Raw genomic sequence first — 15370 nt, 5'->3', positions numbered from 1 at the left:
GTCGGATCGGGCTCACCCCAGGATCGTCACCAGTCGGCGCAGAACCGGGCAAGAGGATGAGAACAACTGGGATGGTGGCATTCCGCCCGGAGGTGTGCTTCCGGCCGTCCGGTGGCTCAGCCGCGGGGCGCGGCCGGCGCCCAGCGCGCCGGATCCTCCCCCCACCGCCCCGGTGGCCGCGCCCAGTTTGCCGGCCCGCCCTCGAAACGCGTCGCCGGCAGCGCGTACCGCAGCCGGCCCAGTACGCTGTCGGACTCCGTGAGCCAGGCGTCCGGGCCGTCGTACGCCGCCCGCGTGTCCCCCGGGGCCCGCACGGCCCCGTCCGTCAGCCAGGCGGCCGTGCGCGCCAGCGCCAGCCGTACGACCCGGGTCCCGCCCTCCCGGGTCTGCTCGGTGAGGGACCTCAGGACCGCCGCGGCCAGCAGATACCCGGTGCCGTGGTCGAGGGCCTGCGCCGGCAGGGCGCCAGGCCGGTCGGCCGACCCCTCGGTCACCGCGATGCCGGCGGCGACCTGCACCAGGCTGTCGAAGCCACGCCGCCCGCCCCAGGGACCGCACGCGCCCCACGCCGACAGCTGGGCGATGACGAGGCCGGGGCGCCGCTCGGCCAACTGCCCGGGAGACAGTCCCAGCCGGTCGAGCGCTCCGGGGCGGTATCCGCTGACGACCACGTCGGCCTGCGCCAGCAGCCCGTCGAACGTCCGCCGGTCCGCGGACGCCGTCAGATCGAGGAGCGCGGACCGCTTCCCGATGTCCATGTCGGCGTGCAGGTCGGGGAGTTCGCGTAGACGCGGGCTGTCGATCCGCAGCACGTCCGCGCCGAGCAGCGCCAGCGTGCGGGTGGCCGAGGGGCCGGCGATGACCCGGGTGAGGTCCAGTACGCGCAGGCCCGCCGCGGGCAGCAGCGGCTGTCCGGCGAGCGGTACGAGAGGTCGTACGGGGGCGTCGTCGAGCCGCTCACGGCCCACCAGGGGGTGTGCGGCGATCGCGCGCCCCTGCTCGTGCGCCGCCCACTCCGCCGGGGTGCGCAGCGCGACCGCGAGCCCTCCGGCCGCGTACACGCTCTCCTCCACCTCGGTCGCCGACCGCTCGGCGAGCGCCGGGGCCACGGTGTCCGGGGACGCGTCCGCCGCCAGCCCGAGGGCACCGAGCAGCCGCGCCCGGTGATGCGGATAGTTCGCGTGGGTGCGCACCCAGCCGTCCGCGGTGCGCCAGAACCGGGACAGCGGGGCGAAGGTGACGGGTGCGCGGCCGTCGACCAGCAGGTGCCGTTCGCTGTGGAAGGCAGTGGCCACGGCCCCGTCGTCCACCCGGACCCGGGGCACGGCCGGGAGCCCGGCCCGCCGCGCGCCCCATTCGGCGGCCGCCAGGGCGCAGGCCCCGACACAGGCCCTCGCCACCTCCCGCACGGGCAGGCGCGAGGGCAGTGCCCCGTCCCGCACGACGACCGAGATCCCCGGCAGCAGAGCGGGATCCCCGCCCAGTGCCGCCCATGCCATGTCCATATCCGTCATGGGGGCACTATGCAGGGTGTACCGGATCAACACGGCTGCCGGGGCCGGGCGGTGGCCCGGCCCCGGCAGCGGCCGGTCCGTCGTTCCGGCGGGGGCCGTCCTTACCTGGTCACGGCCTTCAACGCGTCCACGGTGCCCCAGCCGTAGAACCCGTTGCGGTTCTTCGAGCCCTGGCACACCGCGTCGACCTTGCCGTCGGAGTCGATGTCGTACGGATCCGTGCACGGTGTGGGGTCGGCCTCGGCGTAGAGCAGTGCCTTCACCAGGGCCGCGGAGGCGTGCGGGTGCGTCGACTTGATGAGCGCGGCCACTCCCGCGGCGTGCGGGGACGCCATCGACGTGCCCGCCATGTAGCCCCACCTGCCGCCGGGCAGCGGGCCGAGGATCAGACCGCTGGTGGCAGGCGGTGCGGGGGTCTGGTAGCGGGTGGCGTCGCCGCCGGGTGCGGCGACGTCGATGACGCCGAGGCCGTAGTTGGAGAACGACGACTTGATGCCCTTGGCACCCGTCGCGGCGACGGTCACCACACCCGGCAGCTGGGTCGGTATGTCGAAGCACCGGTGCGGGTCGATCACCCGGTCGCTCGGCGTGCCGTCGTTCGGGGAGACCGGGTCGGTGATCGAGTCCGCGTCCAGGTCGTAGTTCTCGTTGCCGGCGGCCGCGACGTTCACCGTGCCCTTGCGCTCCGCGTACAGCGAGGCCCGGGTGATGGCGTCGACGAGCGCCTTCTGGTCCGGGTCGTCGGTGCAGTTGAAGTACCAGGGGTCGGTGTAATAGCTGTTGTTGGTGACGTCGACGTGGTGCTCGGCCGCCCACACGAAGCCGCACACCACGGCCTCGGTGTAGAAGTAGCCCGCCGTCGTGGCCACCTTGATCCCGGCGACCCTCACCCCGGGGGCGACCCCGGTGATCCCGACGCCGTTCTTGGCGCCCGCGATCTCCCCCGCCACGTGCGTGCCGTGCGGGCTCTCCGACGCGCTCGGCCGCCAGGCCCCGTCGGTCGTGTCCGGTTTGCCCGACACGCAGTTGACGGACGCGTCGCGGTCGAAGTTCGGCGCGATGTCCGGGTGCGTGTCGTCGACGCCCGTGTCGATGACGGCGACCGTGACGTCCCGGCTGCCGAGCGTCTTCTCGTGCGCCTTGTCCGCCTTGATGGCGGGCAGGTCCCACTGCAGCGGCTCCAGCGGGTCCTGCCCGTCGGTGGCGCGGGCGCTCGCGGCCTCCGCGGAGGTGAGCACCTTCGGCGTGCCGACGTCGGTCGTCGACTGTGCGGGAAGCGGTGCGTGGCGGGTGGCTCCCGCCGACTGCACCCCGCGCACCGTGCGGATGGTCCTGGCGAAGTCGGGGTTCGAGGAGTGGACGACGATCACGCCGATCCGGTCGTACGAGATCACGATCGTGCCGCCCGCGTCGGCGATCGCCTTCTTCACGTGTGCGGAAGGGCCGTGGCCGGGGCGGACGTTGACGACGTAGCTGAGCGAGGCGGCGTCCGCCGTCGTGGCCTTCGGGGCCGCCTGGGCCGCCGACGCGGTGGCGTTCGGCAGGAAGGCGAAGGCGGTCGCCATGGCCATGCCCAGCGGTAGGGCGACGAGACGGCGTGAGCGCTTGCGCGGCGCTGTCATGGAGGTCTCCAGTTCGTTCGCGAGAGCAGCGGTACGGGCCGTGCGGAAGCCCGATGAACGGGCCCGTGCGGCTACTTGACCGCCCGCAGGGCGTTGACGACGCCGAAGCCGTAGAAGCCGTTGACGCGCTTGCCGCCCAGGCAGGTCGCGTCCACGACGCCGTCGCCGTTGCCGTCGTAGGGCTCGCTCGGGCAGCCCGGGTTGTCCGCCTGCGCCTTGAGGAGCCACTGCAGCTGGGCCGGCGTCGCCCACCGGTGCGTGGACTTCAGCAGCGCGGCCACGCCCGCGGCGTGCGGGGACGCCATCGAGGTGCCCTGGAGGAAGCCGTACTGGCCGCCCGGCATCGTGGAGAGGATGCGGCCGTTGGCCGACGGCGTGTCCGGGATCTGGTACTTGTCGCCGCCCGGCGCCGCGACGTCGATCACGCCGTCGCCGTAGCTGGAGTAGTAGGACTTGGTGCCCTTGACCCCGGTCGCGCTGACCGTGACGACGCCCGGCAGCTGGGTGGGCACGTCGAAGCACTCGTGCGGGTCGACGGTGCGGGTCACCGCGGTCGAGTCGTCGGGGCTGGAGTCGTCGACCAGGGCGTGGGAGTCGAGGTCGTCGTTGGAGTTGCCCGCGGAGGCGACGTTGAGGGTGCCCTTGCGCTGGGCGTACAGCTGGGCCCGGTTGACCGCGTCGACGATGGCCCGCTGGTCCGGGTCGTCCATGCAGTTGTACAGCCACGGGTCGACGTAGTAGCTGTTGTTCGTGATCTCGACGCCGTGGTCGGCGGCGAACACGAACGCGCACACGACGCTCTCGGGGTAGAACAGCTCGTTGACCGGGTCGGCGACCCTGATGCCGGCGACCTTGACGCCCGGGGCGACACCCGCCACGCCGATGCCGTTGCGGGCCGCCGCGATCTCACCGGCGACGTGCGTGCCGTGGTAGTGGTCGGGGCTCGCGGGCCGCCAGGCGCCGTACGAGGTGTCCGCCTTGCCTCCGACGCAGCTCGCGGACTGCGACGCGGAGAAGTTCGGGGCGAGGTCGGGGTGGGTGTCGTCGACGCCGGTGTCGATGACGGCGACCGTGACGTCACGGCTGCCCGGGTTGATCTGCGCGGCCTTGTCGGCGCCTATGGCGCGCAGGTCCCACTGGTCGGCCTCCAGGGGCTCGCTCTCGCCGGCGGAGGCCGACGCGCTCGTGATCTCCGCGGCCTCCGACTTCGTCAGATACTGCGCGGCCCCTTCGTCCGTCGTGCCCGCGGCCGTCAGCGGCGCGGTCCGGGTCGCGCCCGCGGACTGTACCCCGCGGACAGTCCGGAGGGTCTTGGCGAAGTCCGGGTTCGAGGAGTGGACGACGAAGACGCCAATCTTGCCGTACGTCACCACGATGCTGCCGCCGGCCGCCTCTATCGCCCGACGCACCGTTGTGATCGTGTGACGGTCCGTGCCGGTGTTGACGACATAGGCGAGAGCGGGACCGTCCGCGGTCTGAGCGGTCTGAGCGGTCTGAGAGGTGGTGGCGGTGCGCGGGGCGGCCGAGGCGGCACTCGGCAGGAAGCCCAGCGAGGCGGTGAGCGACAGCACGACGGGCACGGCGAGGGCGAGCCGACGTCTGGAGGGCAGATGAGCCATGGGGTCTCCACATCATCCGGAAACGTGAACGAGCCGGAGCGCGGGTGGCGTCCGGCAGGTACATGACGGGTGGTGCAGGGCGAAGCTATCTGCCGTTACGGCTGGCCATCAATGACTTTCGGCGATGACTTTCGGCGAGGGCGGAGAAGAAACGAACCGCGTTGAACCGGTCCCCGCGTCGCGCCGTGAACGTTGTGCAGGGAGCAGGGAGACGATCGAAGCTCCCTGCCGGATCACTTATCAGAGCACTACCGTCGCACTCGGTGATGTGATCCAGGTCACCGTGGGGTCATACCGCGCGCCCGCACCGACCCGCCCCGGCGGCGAGGCTCACTCACCGCCGACCACCGCCGTCACCGCACCCGCAACGCGAGGAGACACCGTGGCAACCGACGCACCACCCCCTTCGACGACGACACAGAGCCTTCCGTCGGCCGAGGAGTTCATCTCGGTCCAGGAGAGCGCCGAATTCGGTGAACTGCGCCGTACTTACCGCTCGTTCGCCTTCCCGCTGACCGTGGCGTTCAGCGTCTGGTACTTCCTCTACGTCCTGCTGTCGATCTACGCGAGCGACTTCATGGGCACCAAACTCTTCGGCAATGTCAACGTCGCCCTGATGCTGGGCCTCGCCCAGTTCCTCACCACGTTCCTGATCGCCTGGTGGTACGCGCGGCACGCTGCCGCCAAGCTCGACCCCAAGGCGGAAGCCATCAAGTCCCGCATGGAGGGCGACGCATGAGCCACGCATTCACTCTGGCCGCCGGCGCTGCCAGCGAGCACAGAGGGCTGATCATCAGCCTGTTCTCGCTGTTCGTCGTCGCGACCCTCGTCATCACCGTCTGGGCGGGCCGCCAGACCAAGGACGCGTCCGACTTCTACGCGGGCGGCCGTCAGTTCAGCGGTTTCCAGAACGGTCTCGCCGTCGCCGGCGACTACATGTCCGCGGCGTCCTTCCTCGGCATCGCGGGCGCGATCGCCCTCTTCGGATACGACGGTTTCCTCTACTCCATCGGATTCCTGGTCGCCTGGCTGGTGGCCCTGCTCCTGGTCGCCGAGCCGCTGCGCAACTCCGGCCGCTACACCATGGGCGACGTGCTGGCCTACCGCATGCGCCAGCGCCCGGTCCGCACCGCGGCCGGCACCTCCACGATCGTCGTGTCGATCTTCTACCTGCTCGCCCAGATGGCGGGCGCGGGCGTCCTGGTCTCGCTGCTCCTCGGCATCACCAGCGACGGCGGCAAGATTGGCATCGTCGCCCTGGTCGGCGTCCTGATGATCGTGTACGTCACCATCGGCGGCATGAAGGGCACCACCTGGGTGCAGATGGTCAAGGCCGTCCTGCTGATGGCCGGTGCGCTGCTGCTGACCTTCCTGGTGATGGTGAAGTTCAACTTCAACATCTCGGACCTGCTCGGCAAGGCCGCCGACAACAGCGGCAAGGGCGCCGCGTTCCTGGAGCCCGGCCTCAAGTACGGCGCCACCAGCATGACCAAGCTGGACTTCATCTCGCTCAGCATCGCCCTGGTGCTCGGCACCGCCGGCCTGCCGCACATCCTGATCCGCTTCTACACCGTGCCCACCGCCAAGGCCGCCCGTAAGTCCGTGATCTGGGCGATCGGCCTCATCGGCGCCTTCTACCTGATGACCCTCGCCCTCGGCTTCGGCGCCGCCGCGCTGATCAAGCCGGACGAGATCATCAACTCCAACAAGGCGGGCAACACGGCCGCACCCCTGCTCGCCCTGCACCTGGGCGGCGTCGACTCCACCTGGGGCGCGATCCTGCTGTCCACCATCTCGGCGGTCGCCTTCGCCACGATCCTCGCGGTCGTCGCGGGTCTGACCCTGGCCTCGTCCTCGTCGTTCGCGCACGACATCTACGCGAACGTCATCAAGAAGGGCGCCGCCACCGAGAAGGAAGAAGTGCGCGCGGCCCGCCTGTCCACGGTCGGGATCGGCGCCGTCTCCATCGTCCTGGGCGCCCTCGCCCGTGAGATCAACGTGGCGGGCCTGGTCGCCCTCGCCTTCGCGGTCGCCGCGTCCGCCAACCTGCCGACGATCCTCTACAGCCTCTTCTGGAAGAGGTTCACCACTCAGGGCGCGCTGTGGTCGATCTACGGCGGTCTGATCACCGCGGTCGGCCTGGTGCTGTTCTCCCCGGTGGTCTCCGGCAAGCCGACGTCGATGTTCCCGGACGCCGACTTCCACTGGTTCCCGATGAACAACCCGGGTCTCATCTCGATCCCGGTCGGCTTCCTGCTGGGCTGGCTCGGCTCGCTCCTGTCGAAGGAGGAGCCGGACACCGCCAAGTACGCGGAGCTGGAGGTCCGGTCCCTGACCGGCACCGGAGCGCACTGACGGCTCCCCGGCGGCGGTCGCCTGGCCACGGTCCGTGCCGACGGCCGCGTCGTGGGGACCCACGACGCGGCCGTCGGCATATTCCTCGGGATCAGGCCGGTGCCGATGCCGGTGTCGTCACGTAGGCTCTCAGAAGTTGGCTTCGGGTGATCCGCGACGCGGGAGGGAACCCACGTGCTCATCGACACCTACGGTCGGGTGGCGACCGACCTGAGGGTCTCACTGACGGACCGGTGCAATCTGCGGTGTACGTACTGCATGCCCGAGGAGGGCCTGCAGTGGCTGTCCAAGCCGGACCTGCTGACGGACGACGAGATCGTCCGCCTGATCGGCATCGCGGTCACGACCCTCGGCATCACGGAGGTCCGCTTCACGGGAGGCGAGCCCCTGCTGCGCCCCGGCCTGGTCGGCATCGTGGAGCGGGTGGCCGCGCTGCGGCCGCGCCCCCAGATGTCGCTCACGACGAACGGCATCGGCCTGGGCCGCACGGCGGCGGCGCTGAAGGCGGCGGGCCTGGACCGGGTCAACGTCTCGCTGGACACCCTGCGCCCCGATGTGTTCCGGGCCCTCACCCGTCGCGACCGGCACCGGGACGTCCTCGACGGCCTCCGGGCGGCCCGCGAGGCGGGCCTGACCCCGGTCAAGGTCAACTCCGTCCTGATGCCCGGCCTGAACGACGACGAGGCTCCCGACCTGCTCGCCTGGGCGGTCGAGCACGACTACGAACTCCGCTTCATAGAGCAGATGCCCCTGGACGCCCAGCACGGATGGAAGCGCGAGGGCATGGTCACCGCGGGGGACATCCTGGCCTCGCTGCGGACGCGCTTCGAGCTGAGCCCCGAGGGCGCCGACGAGCGGGGCTCCGCCCCGGCCGAGCGCTGGGTCGTCGACGGCGGCCCGCACCGCGTGGGCGTGATCGCCTCGGTCACCCGCCCGTTCTGCGCCGCCTGCGACCGTACCCGGCTGACGGCCGACGGACAGATCCGCACCTGCCTGTTCGCCACCGAGGAGACCGACCTGCGCGCGGCACTGCGCTCCGGCGCCCCGGACGAGGAGATCGCCCGCGTCTGGCGGCTCGCCATGTGGGGCAAGAAGGCGGGCTCGGGGCTGGACGACCCGTCGTTCCTGCAGCCCGACCGGCCGATGTCGGCGATCGGCGGCTGAGCCGGCGCCCGCCGCGGACCGCCGGTCCCGGACGTACGTCCGGGACCGGCGGGCCCGTTCGGTGCGGGCGGCCCGGGGCCCGTGGGTCAGCCCGTCCCGGGCTCGTGCGGCTCCCGCGATCCGGCGTGCTGCGGGGACTCCCACTCCGCCAGCGGCACGACGTCCTTGAGGAACCCGCGCACGCCCAGGAACCGGGACAGGTGCTCGCGATGCTCCTCGCAGGCGAGCCATGTCTTGCGGCGTTCGGGCGTGTGCAGCTTCGGGTTGTTCCAGGCCAGGACCCATACGGCGGCGGCGCGGCAGCCCTTCGCGGAGCAGAACGGGGAGGGCGCGGCGGAGCCGGGGGCGTTCACCATCACCCCCCGACCCTAACGCCCGCCGCTTCGGGGCGGGCGCGCGGTGAGGGGTGCTGCGGGGGACGTTCGACACGTGACACCACGCGGCGTCCAAAAGGCGACGCCGGGCAGCCACGGGGGGAGCTGCCCGGCGTCGGTCCGTCGCTCCGACGGGGGATGCGGAGCGCGTACGAAGTATGTCATGGGTAGCCCCGTGCCCGGCAGCGGAACAGCATGATTGATCTGAGCTTTTCTTGAGCTTCGCGCGGGGCCTGGTTCCGTTTCCCGGCGCCCCGCCCCGGTCAGGTCCGCTCGCGCGGCTGGCCCGGCATGCCGGCCGCGCGCCCGGCCGGGGCGTCCCCCTGGTCGCGTTCCGGGTCCGGTTCCGTGGAGCCGCCCGGGGCTCCACCCGGGCGGGGGGCGGCTTCCGCGGAGGGCTGCGTGAGCATCGGACGCAGCGGCACGGTGACGAACGTCGACGGGAGCGACGGCGCGTTCTCCCGTCCGGCGTTGGCGATGACGACGGCGACGTAGGGCAGGGCGGCACCCAGCACCAGCGCGATGACGGCGACCGGCCGCTCCACGTTCCACAGGGTGGCCGCGAGGATCACCGACACGGTGCGGACGCTCATCGAGATGACGTAGCGGCGCTGCCGGCCGCGGACGTCCTCCGCCAGCCCCTGCCGGGCACCCGTGATCCGGAATACCTGGGCGTTACCCCCGCTTCTGGGCTTCCGCATCACACTCCACCGCCCGCTTGCCTCGGACTTTCCCCGGCCCGTACCTGGTCCGTACCCGGCCAGGACCTGGGCCCGAACATGTTCCACGTTACGCCGCGCCTGCGCAGCCCACGAGACCGGGGCAGGCGCGGCGTGGGCGGAGGCGCTGCGCGATCCCGCGTACGGAGGACTCGGCATGCGCCGTACGACGGACGGCCCGAGACTGGGCGTACTGCTCACGTCGAGCCGTACGAGGAGGCGGTCATGGGCTGGTTGTGGGCGATCATCGTCGGATTCGTGCTCGGTTTGCTGGCCAAGCTGATCCTGCCGGGCAAGCAGCACAGCCCGCTGTGGCTCACCACCCTCATGGGTGTGATCGGAGGCATCGTCGGCAACGCGGTCGCGCGGGCCCTCGGTGTCGCGGCCACCCCGGGCATCGACTGGAGCCGCCACGGCCTGCAGCTCGCCGCGGCGGTGCTCTTCGTCTTCCTCGGCGAGATGGCGTACATGTCGACGAAGGGCAGCGGCGGACACCGGGGGCGGGCCTGAAGGCGCGAACGGAGGGGGCGACCCCGTGCGGGACCGCCCCCTCCGTTCGCGCCAGAGCGCCTCAGGCGCCCGTGACCTCCACCGCGGCCAGGTTCTTCTTGCCGCGGCGCAGCACCAGCCAGCGCCCGTGCAGCAGCTCCTCCTTGGCCGGGACGGTGTCCTCGGCCGTGACCTTCGCGTTGTTCACGTACGCGCCGCCCTCCTTCACCGTGCGCCGCGCGGCCGACTTGCTGGGCACTAGGCCCACCTCGGCGAACAGGTCCACCACCGGGGCGAGTCCCCCGACCCGGGCGTGCGGCACCTCCGAGAGGGCCGCCGCCAGCGTCCTCTCGTCGAGCTCGGCCAGCTCGCCCTGGCCGAAGAGCGCCTTGGACGCGGCGATCACGGCGGCCGTCTGCTCCGCGCCGTGCACGAGCGTCGTCAGCTCCTCGGCCAGCGCACGCTGCGCCGCACGGGCCTGCGGGCGTTCCTCGGTCTGCTGCTCCAGCTCCTCCAGCTCCTCGCGGGACCTGAAGGACAGGATCCGCATGTACGTCGAGATGTCGCGGTCGTCCACGTTCAGCCAGAACTGGTAGAACGCGTACGGCGTGGTCATCTCCGGGTCGAGCCAGACGGCGCCGCCCTCCGTCTTGCCGAACTTGGTGCCGTCGGCCTTGGTCATCAGCGGTGTCGCCATGGCGTGCACGGCGGCGTCGGGCTCCAGCCTGTGGATCAGGTCCAGGCCCGCCGTGAGGTTGCCCCACTGGTCGCTGCCGCCCTGCTGGAGTGTGCAGCCGTACCTGCGGTAGAGCTGCAGGAAGTCCATGCCCTGCAGGATCTGGTAGCTGAACTCCGTGTAGCTGATGCCCTCGGAGGACTCCAGGCGCCGGGCGACCGAGTCCTTCGTCAGCATCTTGTTGACACGGAAGTGCTTGCCGATGTCCCGGAGGAACTCGATCGCGGACAGTCCCTGCGTCCAGTCGAGGTTGTTGACCATCACCGCTGCGTTCTCCCCCTCGAAGGAGAGGAACGGCTCGATCTGGCGGCGCAGCTTCTCGACCCAGCCGGCCACCGTCTCCGGAGCGTTCAGCGTGCGCTCCGCGGTCGGGCGCGGGTCCCCGATCAGGCCCGTCGCGCCGCCCACCAGCGCCAGCGGCCGGTGCCCCGCCTGCTGCAGCCGACGCAGGGTGAGCACCTGCACCAGGTGCCCCACGTGCAGCGACGGCGCCGTCGGGTCGAAGCCGCAATAGTAGGTGACGGGACCGTCCGCGAGCGCCTTGCGCAAAGCCTCCTCGTCGGTGGACAGGGCGAACAGCCCGCGCCACTTCAGCTCGTCGACGATGTCCGTCACGGTTCTCGTGTCTCCTCGGGTGGTCCTCGGCCATCGGGTGACAGCCGACTACGAGGTTATACGCCCTGGCTGACAGAGCTCATGTTGAAATCGGGGACGCGCACCGGGGGCATCGCGGCCCGTGTGAACCAGTCGCTCCACTCCCGCGGCAGCGTCTTCTCCGTGCGGCCCGCCTCACTGGCGCGGCCCAGCAGATCGACGGGGGACTCGTTGAAGCGGAAGTTGTTGACCTCGCCGGTGACCTCGCCGTTCTCCACCAGGTAGACGCCGTCCCGGGTCAGGCCGGTGAGCAGCAGGGTCGCCGGGTCGACCTCGCGGATGTACCACAGGCAGGTCAGCAGCAGCCCGCGCTCGGTACGCGCGACCATCTCCTCCACAGACCGGTCGGCACCGCCGTCCAGGATCAGGTTCCCGATCGACGGGGTGAGCGGCAGGCCGGTCAGGGCCGCACTGTGCCGGGTGGTCGTCAGGTGCTTCAGCTCGCCGCCGCCGATCCACTCCGTGGCCTTCAGCGGCAACCCGTTGTCGAACACCGAGGCATCGTCGCCGGAGGCGTGCGCGATGACGAAGGGCGCCGTCTCCAGGCCGGGCTCGTGCGGATCGCTGCGCAGGGTCAGCGGCATCTCCGAGAGCCGCTCGCCGACGCGCGTGCCGCCGCCGGGCTTGCTGAAGACCGTGCGGCCCTCCGCCGCGTCCCGGGCCGCCGCCGACCACATCTGGTAGATCAGCAGATCGGCGACCGCGGTCGGCGGCAGCAGCGTCTCGTAACGGCCCGCCGGCAGGTCGATCCTGCGCTCCGCCCAGACCAGCCGCCGGGCCAGTTCCGCGTCCAGCGCCGCCGGGTCGACGTCCTTGAAGTCCCGGGTGGAACGTCCCGCCCATGCCGAGCGCCGGTGGTCCGGCGACTTCGCGTTGAGCTCCAGCGTGCCGCTCGGCTGGTCATGGCGCAGGCGCAGCCCGGTCGACGTGCCGACGTACGTCGACACGAGCTCGTGGTTGGCGAAGCCGTACAGCTCCCGGCCGCCCGCACGCGCGCGTGCGAACGACTCGCCGAGCGCCGGCGCGAAGTCCGCGAAGACGGCCGACGAGGTCTCGGCGGGCGCCTGAGTGAAGTCCGGCGCCTCGGGCACGCCCGTGACCAGCGGTTGCGCGTCCTCGGCGGGACCGGCGGAGCGCGCGGCGGCCTCCGCCGCCCGGACGAGCGGTTCCAGTTCGTCGGCGGTGACGGCCGAGCGGGAGACGACGCCGGACGCCGTGCCCTGTGCTCCGCCGACGGTCGCGATGACGGTGAGGGTGCGCCCGCGCGTGACACCGTTCGTGGTCAGCGCGTTGCCCGCCCACCGCAGATTGGCGGTGGAGCGCTCGTCGGCGATCACCACACAGCCGTCCGCCCGGGACAGTGCGAGGGCCCGCTCGACGATCTCGTGCGGCTTGTGCGTACGCGCGGTCATCGGCCGGCCTCCTGGGTGGTGTTCGGACTGTGCTTTCCCGGGGGGCGACCCCCGGACCCCCGGCCGGCCCTGGAGCTGGCGGTCATCGCCCGGCCTCCTGCGTGGTGTTGAGGATGTTGACGCCGCGGAAGAGGGCCGACGGGCAGCCGTGCGAGACGGCCGCGACCTGGCCCGGCTGGGCCTTGCCGCAGTTGAAGGCGCCGCCGAGGACGTACGTCTGCGGACCGCCGACGGCCGCCATCGAGCCCCAGAAGTCGGTGGTCGTCGCCTGGTAGGCGACATCGCGCAGCTGACCGGCGATCCGGCCGTTCCTGATCTTGAAGAACCGCTGACCGGTGAACTGGAAGTTGTACCGCTGCATGTCGATCGACCAGGAGCGGTCCCCGACGACATAGATTCCGCGGTCCACCCCGCCGATCAGGTCCTCGGTGGACAGCCCCGCCGGATCCGGCCGCAGCGACACGTTCGCCATGCGCTGCACCGGCACATGCGAGGGCGAGTCGGCGTAGGCGCACCCGTTGGACCGCTCGAAGCCGGTCAGCCTGGCGATGCGCCGGTCCAGCTGGTAGCCCACGAGCCTGCCGTCCTTGACCAGGTCCCAGGACTGGGCCTCGACGCCCTCGTCGTCGTAGCCGATCGTCGCGAGCCCGTGCTCGGCGGTGCGGTCCCCGGTGACGTTCATCAGCTCGGAGCCGTATCGCAGCCTGCCCAGCTTGTCGAAGGTGGCGAAGGAGGTACCCGCGTACGCCGCCTCGTACCCCAGCGCCCGGTCCAGCTCGGTGGCGTGGCCGATGGACTCGTGGATGGTCAGCCACAGGTTGGACGGGTCGACGACCAGGTCGTACACCCCCGCATCGACGCTCGGCGCACGCATCTTCTCGGCGAGCAGCTCCGGCATCCGCGCCAGCTCCCGGTCCCAGTCCCAGCCGGTGCCCGTCAGATACTCCCAGCCGCGGCCGACCGGCGGCGCGAGGGTGCGCATCGAGTCGAACTCGCCGGTGGACTCGTCGACCGAGACCGCGGTGAGCTGCGGGTGCAGCCGTACCCGCTGCTGGGTGGTCACGGTCCCGGCGGTGTCGGCATAGAACTTGTTCTCGTGGACGGTCAGCAGGGAGGCGTCCACGTGGTCGACGCCCTCGGCCGCGAGCAGCCGCGCGCTCCAGTCGGCCAGCAGTCCCGTCTTCTCCCCGTCGGGCACGGTGAAGGGATCGATCTCGTACGAGGAGACCCATGTCCGGTCGGCGTGCACCGGCTCGTCCGCCAGCTCCACCCTCTCGTCCGACCCGGCCGCCCGGATCACCTGCGCCGACAGCTCGGCCATCGCCACCGCCTGCGAGGCGACCGCGGCGGCGGCGTCCGCGGTGAGGTCGACACCGGAGGCGAATCCCCAGGTGCCGCCGTGCACGACCCGGACCGCGTACCCGAGGTCGGTCGTGTCCGACGAACCGGAGGGCTTGCCGTCGCGCAGCCGCCAGGACGCGCTGCGCACCCGCTCGAACCGGAAGTCCGCGTGCTCGGCCCCCAGTGACCGTGCGCGTGCCAGCGCGGCGTCGGCCAGGGCCCTGAGGGGGAGCGCCAGGAATGACTGATCGACTTCATGGGGCACGAGTGGGATTCCCTTCGGGGGGCTCGCGTGTGTGGACCGTCGCAGGCAGTGAATCATGTCTCAGCGGCCGGGTTCCCGGGGACGCCGCGGCACCCCACTTCTCCACGCCGTATCAGGCGAAAACGCCGGCGGAAGCGTCCTGCCGGGGCAGTGGGCTGGCTCAGCCGCGTGACGCGTCCCGAGGCGCGTGACGTCGAGGCGCGCCGGGGCGGGCGGGCGGACACCGGCCGAGGAAGCGGCGGACCCGAGCGGACCATTGGCTCTCCGACTGCTTCGGCCGCCGCCCGGGAGCTGGCGATCGTGCTCCGTCACCAGGACCGCGACGAGGAGGCCCGGCGCCTCATGCCGTCGGTGGCCGCCGACGACGAGGCGACGGGCCTGGGCACCGACGCTTCCGCGTCCGCGTACGCGCAGATGCTCAGCACCTTGGCCTACACCGCCGCCCGGGGCGGGCAGCGGGCCGAAGCCCCGGCGGTGATCGAGGAGGCCCGCCGCGCCGTCCGCCGCAGGCCGGATTCTGCGAACTCTGCGGGCAGACCGCAAAGATCAAGGTCCAGGTCCACCGGGTCCATAGACTCGCAGACCTCGACCGGCTCGGGCAGACTCGCCTGTGACCGGGCGGTTCTCATGGCCGGGAAGCGACGCGAGACCCTTGCCGTCTGGCTGTCCTGCCACGAAGATCACGCCGATCGGCCCGGACTGGGCCCGGCCGGTTCCGGCCGCACTACGGTGGAGTCATGTCCAGCAAACGGCACACCGGGCGCAAGAGCGGCAAGAACAAGAGCGGGGCGCGCACGCCCCGGCCCACCTCCGCGTTCCGCCCGAGCGGGCCCCCGCCCCCGGCCGCCTGCGCCGAGGAGGCGCGGGAGTGCGAGGAACTGGCGGAGCGGCACCCCGAGGACCGCGAAGAGCTGCTGATGGAGGCCGCCGACGCCTGGAGCGAGGCGGGCGAGTGCGACCGCGCCGTCGCCGTCTACGAGCGGCTGCTGGACCCGCAGGGCGGTGGCTGCGCGGAACCGGACCTGGTGGACGCCTGTCGGATCGGCGCGCTGTGGGAGGCCGGACGGGAGGAGGAGGCCCGGGGTGCCGCCGCCGCGTTCCGGCGG

The 15370-nt window shown here is 71.8% G+C and carries 12 protein-coding genes and 1 pseudogene; 5 read left to right on the top strand and 8 right to left on the bottom strand.

Annotated elements, in window-relative coordinates; translation table 11 throughout:
* Positions 1–116: 116 nt before the first annotated feature.
* From ACFSL4_RS16340 to ACFSL4_RS16330, 3 genes are all read right to left on the bottom strand, one after another.
* Positions 117–1514 carry a CoA transferase gene (locus tag ACFSL4_RS16340; protein ID WP_381083130.1) on the bottom strand — a complete coding sequence of 466 codons (1398 nt, stop codon included), beginning with the start codon at positions 1512–1514 and terminating at the stop codon, positions 117–119.
* Positions 1515–1615: 101 nt separating this feature from the next.
* On the bottom strand, positions 1616–3136 hold the full coding sequence (locus tag ACFSL4_RS16335) for a S8 family peptidase (protein ID WP_381083128.1): 1521 nt from the start codon (positions 3134–3136) through the stop codon (positions 1616–1618).
* 71 nt (positions 3137–3207) lie between these two features.
* On the bottom strand, positions 3208–4755 hold the full coding sequence (locus ACFSL4_RS16330) for a S8 family serine peptidase (RefSeq protein WP_381083126.1): 1548 nt from the start codon (positions 4753–4755) through the stop codon (positions 3208–3210).
* A 382-nt stretch (positions 4756–5137) separates the two neighbouring features.
* Here ACFSL4_RS16330 and ACFSL4_RS16325 point away from each other — a divergent pair, with 382 nt between their 5' ends.
* The 3 genes from ACFSL4_RS16325 (at position 5138) to moaA (ending at position 8274) form a co-directional block, all read left to right on the top strand.
* A complete protein-coding gene (locus ACFSL4_RS16325; RefSeq protein ID WP_381083124.1) occupies positions 5138–5494 on the top strand; it encodes a DUF485 domain-containing protein in 357 nt (118 codons plus the stop codon).
* Positions 5491–7110: a solute symporter family protein gene (locus ACFSL4_RS16320; protein ID WP_381083122.1), complete on the top strand. Its 1620-nt coding sequence runs from the start codon at positions 5491–5493 to the stop codon at positions 7108–7110. The genes ACFSL4_RS16325 and ACFSL4_RS16320 overlap by 4 nt, the downstream gene beginning before the upstream one ends.
* Before the next feature lie 174 nt (positions 7111–7284).
* Positions 7285–8274 (top strand): GTP 3',8-cyclase MoaA, encoded by a 990-nt coding sequence (gene moaA / locus ACFSL4_RS16315; protein ID WP_381083120.1) that lies wholly within the window; start codon positions 7285–7287, stop codon positions 8272–8274.
* An 86-nt stretch (positions 8275–8360) separates the two neighbouring features.
* Here moaA and ACFSL4_RS16310 read toward each other — a convergent pair whose 3' ends face one another.
* Both ACFSL4_RS16310 and ACFSL4_RS16305 read right to left on the bottom strand, forming a co-directional pair.
* Entirely contained in the window at positions 8361–8630 is a 270-nt protein-coding gene (locus ACFSL4_RS16310; RefSeq protein ID WP_381083413.1) for a hypothetical protein, read from the bottom strand.
* A 281-nt stretch (positions 8631–8911) separates the two neighbouring features.
* On the bottom strand, positions 8912–9349 hold the full coding sequence (locus ACFSL4_RS16305) for a DUF3099 domain-containing protein (RefSeq protein ID WP_381083118.1): 438 nt from the start codon (positions 9347–9349) through the stop codon (positions 8912–8914).
* 243 nt (positions 9350–9592) lie between these two features.
* Here ACFSL4_RS16305 and ACFSL4_RS16300 point away from each other — a divergent pair, with 243 nt between their 5' ends.
* A complete protein-coding gene (locus ACFSL4_RS16300; RefSeq protein ID WP_381083116.1) occupies positions 9593–9877 on the top strand; it encodes a GlsB/YeaQ/YmgE family stress response membrane protein in 285 nt (94 codons plus the stop codon).
* Between the two features lie 61 nt (positions 9878–9938).
* Here the strand turns inward: ACFSL4_RS16300 and tyrS are convergent, their stop codons facing one another.
* The 3 genes from tyrS to ACFSL4_RS16285 all read right to left on the bottom strand — a co-directional run bounded on the left by tyrS (position 9939) and on the right by ACFSL4_RS16285 (position 14264).
* Positions 9939–11207, bottom strand: a complete 1269-nt coding sequence (tyrS, locus tag ACFSL4_RS16295) for a tyrosine--tRNA ligase (protein ID WP_381083114.1) — start codon at positions 11205–11207, stop codon at positions 9939–9941.
* A 56-nt stretch (positions 11208–11263) separates the two neighbouring features.
* Positions 11264–12658 carry a metallopeptidase TldD-related protein gene (locus ACFSL4_RS16290; RefSeq protein WP_381083112.1) on the bottom strand — a complete coding sequence of 465 codons (1395 nt, stop codon included), beginning with the start codon at positions 12656–12658 and terminating at the stop codon, positions 11264–11266.
* 82 nt (positions 12659–12740) lie between these two features.
* Positions 12741–14264 (bottom strand): TldD/PmbA family protein, encoded by a 1524-nt coding sequence (locus ACFSL4_RS16285; protein WP_381083110.1) that lies wholly within the window; start codon positions 14262–14264, stop codon positions 12741–12743.
* Between the two features lie 737 nt (positions 14265–15001).
* Here ACFSL4_RS16285 and ACFSL4_RS16280 point away from each other — a divergent pair.
* A pseudogene (locus tag ACFSL4_RS16280) lies at positions 15002–15370 on the top strand (hypothetical protein); the annotation flags it as partial.

Origin of the sequence: Streptomyces caeni (assembly GCF_042678285.1) — a bacterium.
GTDB lineage: Bacteria > Actinomycetota > Actinomycetes > Streptomycetales > Streptomycetaceae > Streptomyces > Streptomyces caeni.
The sequence above is the reverse complement of the archived record's forward strand: the minus strand, read 5'-3'. Positions and strand labels throughout refer to the sequence as shown.

Bases quoted from the DNA above. Each gene is read 5' to 3' on its own strand.
- ACFSL4_RS16310 (WP_381083413.1), bottom strand. From the start codon at position 8,630: ATGGTGAACGCCCCCGGCTCCGCCGCGCCCTCCCCGTTCTGCTCCGCG.
- ACFSL4_RS16335 (WP_381083128.1), bottom strand. From the start codon at position 3,136: ATGACAGCGCCGCGCAAGCGCTCACGCCGTCTCGTCGCCCTACCGCTG.
- ACFSL4_RS16340 (WP_381083130.1), bottom strand. From the start codon at position 1,514: ATGACGGATATGGACATGGCATGGGCGGCACTGGGCGGGGATCCCGCT.
- ACFSL4_RS16305 (WP_381083118.1), bottom strand. From the start codon at position 9,349: ATGCGGAAGCCCAGAAGCGGGGGTAACGCCCAGGTATTCCGGATCACG.
- ACFSL4_RS16330 (WP_381083126.1), bottom strand. From the start codon at position 4,755: ATGGCTCATCTGCCCTCCAGACGTCGGCTCGCCCTCGCCGTGCCCGTC.
- ACFSL4_RS16290 (WP_381083112.1), bottom strand. From the start codon at position 12,658: ATGACCGCGCGTACGCACAAGCCGCACGAGATCGTCGAGCGGGCCCTC.
- ACFSL4_RS16300 (WP_381083116.1), top strand. From the start codon at position 9,593: ATGGGCTGGTTGTGGGCGATCATCGTCGGATTCGTGCTCGGTTTGCTG.
- ACFSL4_RS16320 (WP_381083122.1), top strand. From the start codon at position 5,491: ATGAGCCACGCATTCACTCTGGCCGCCGGCGCTGCCAGCGAGCACAGA.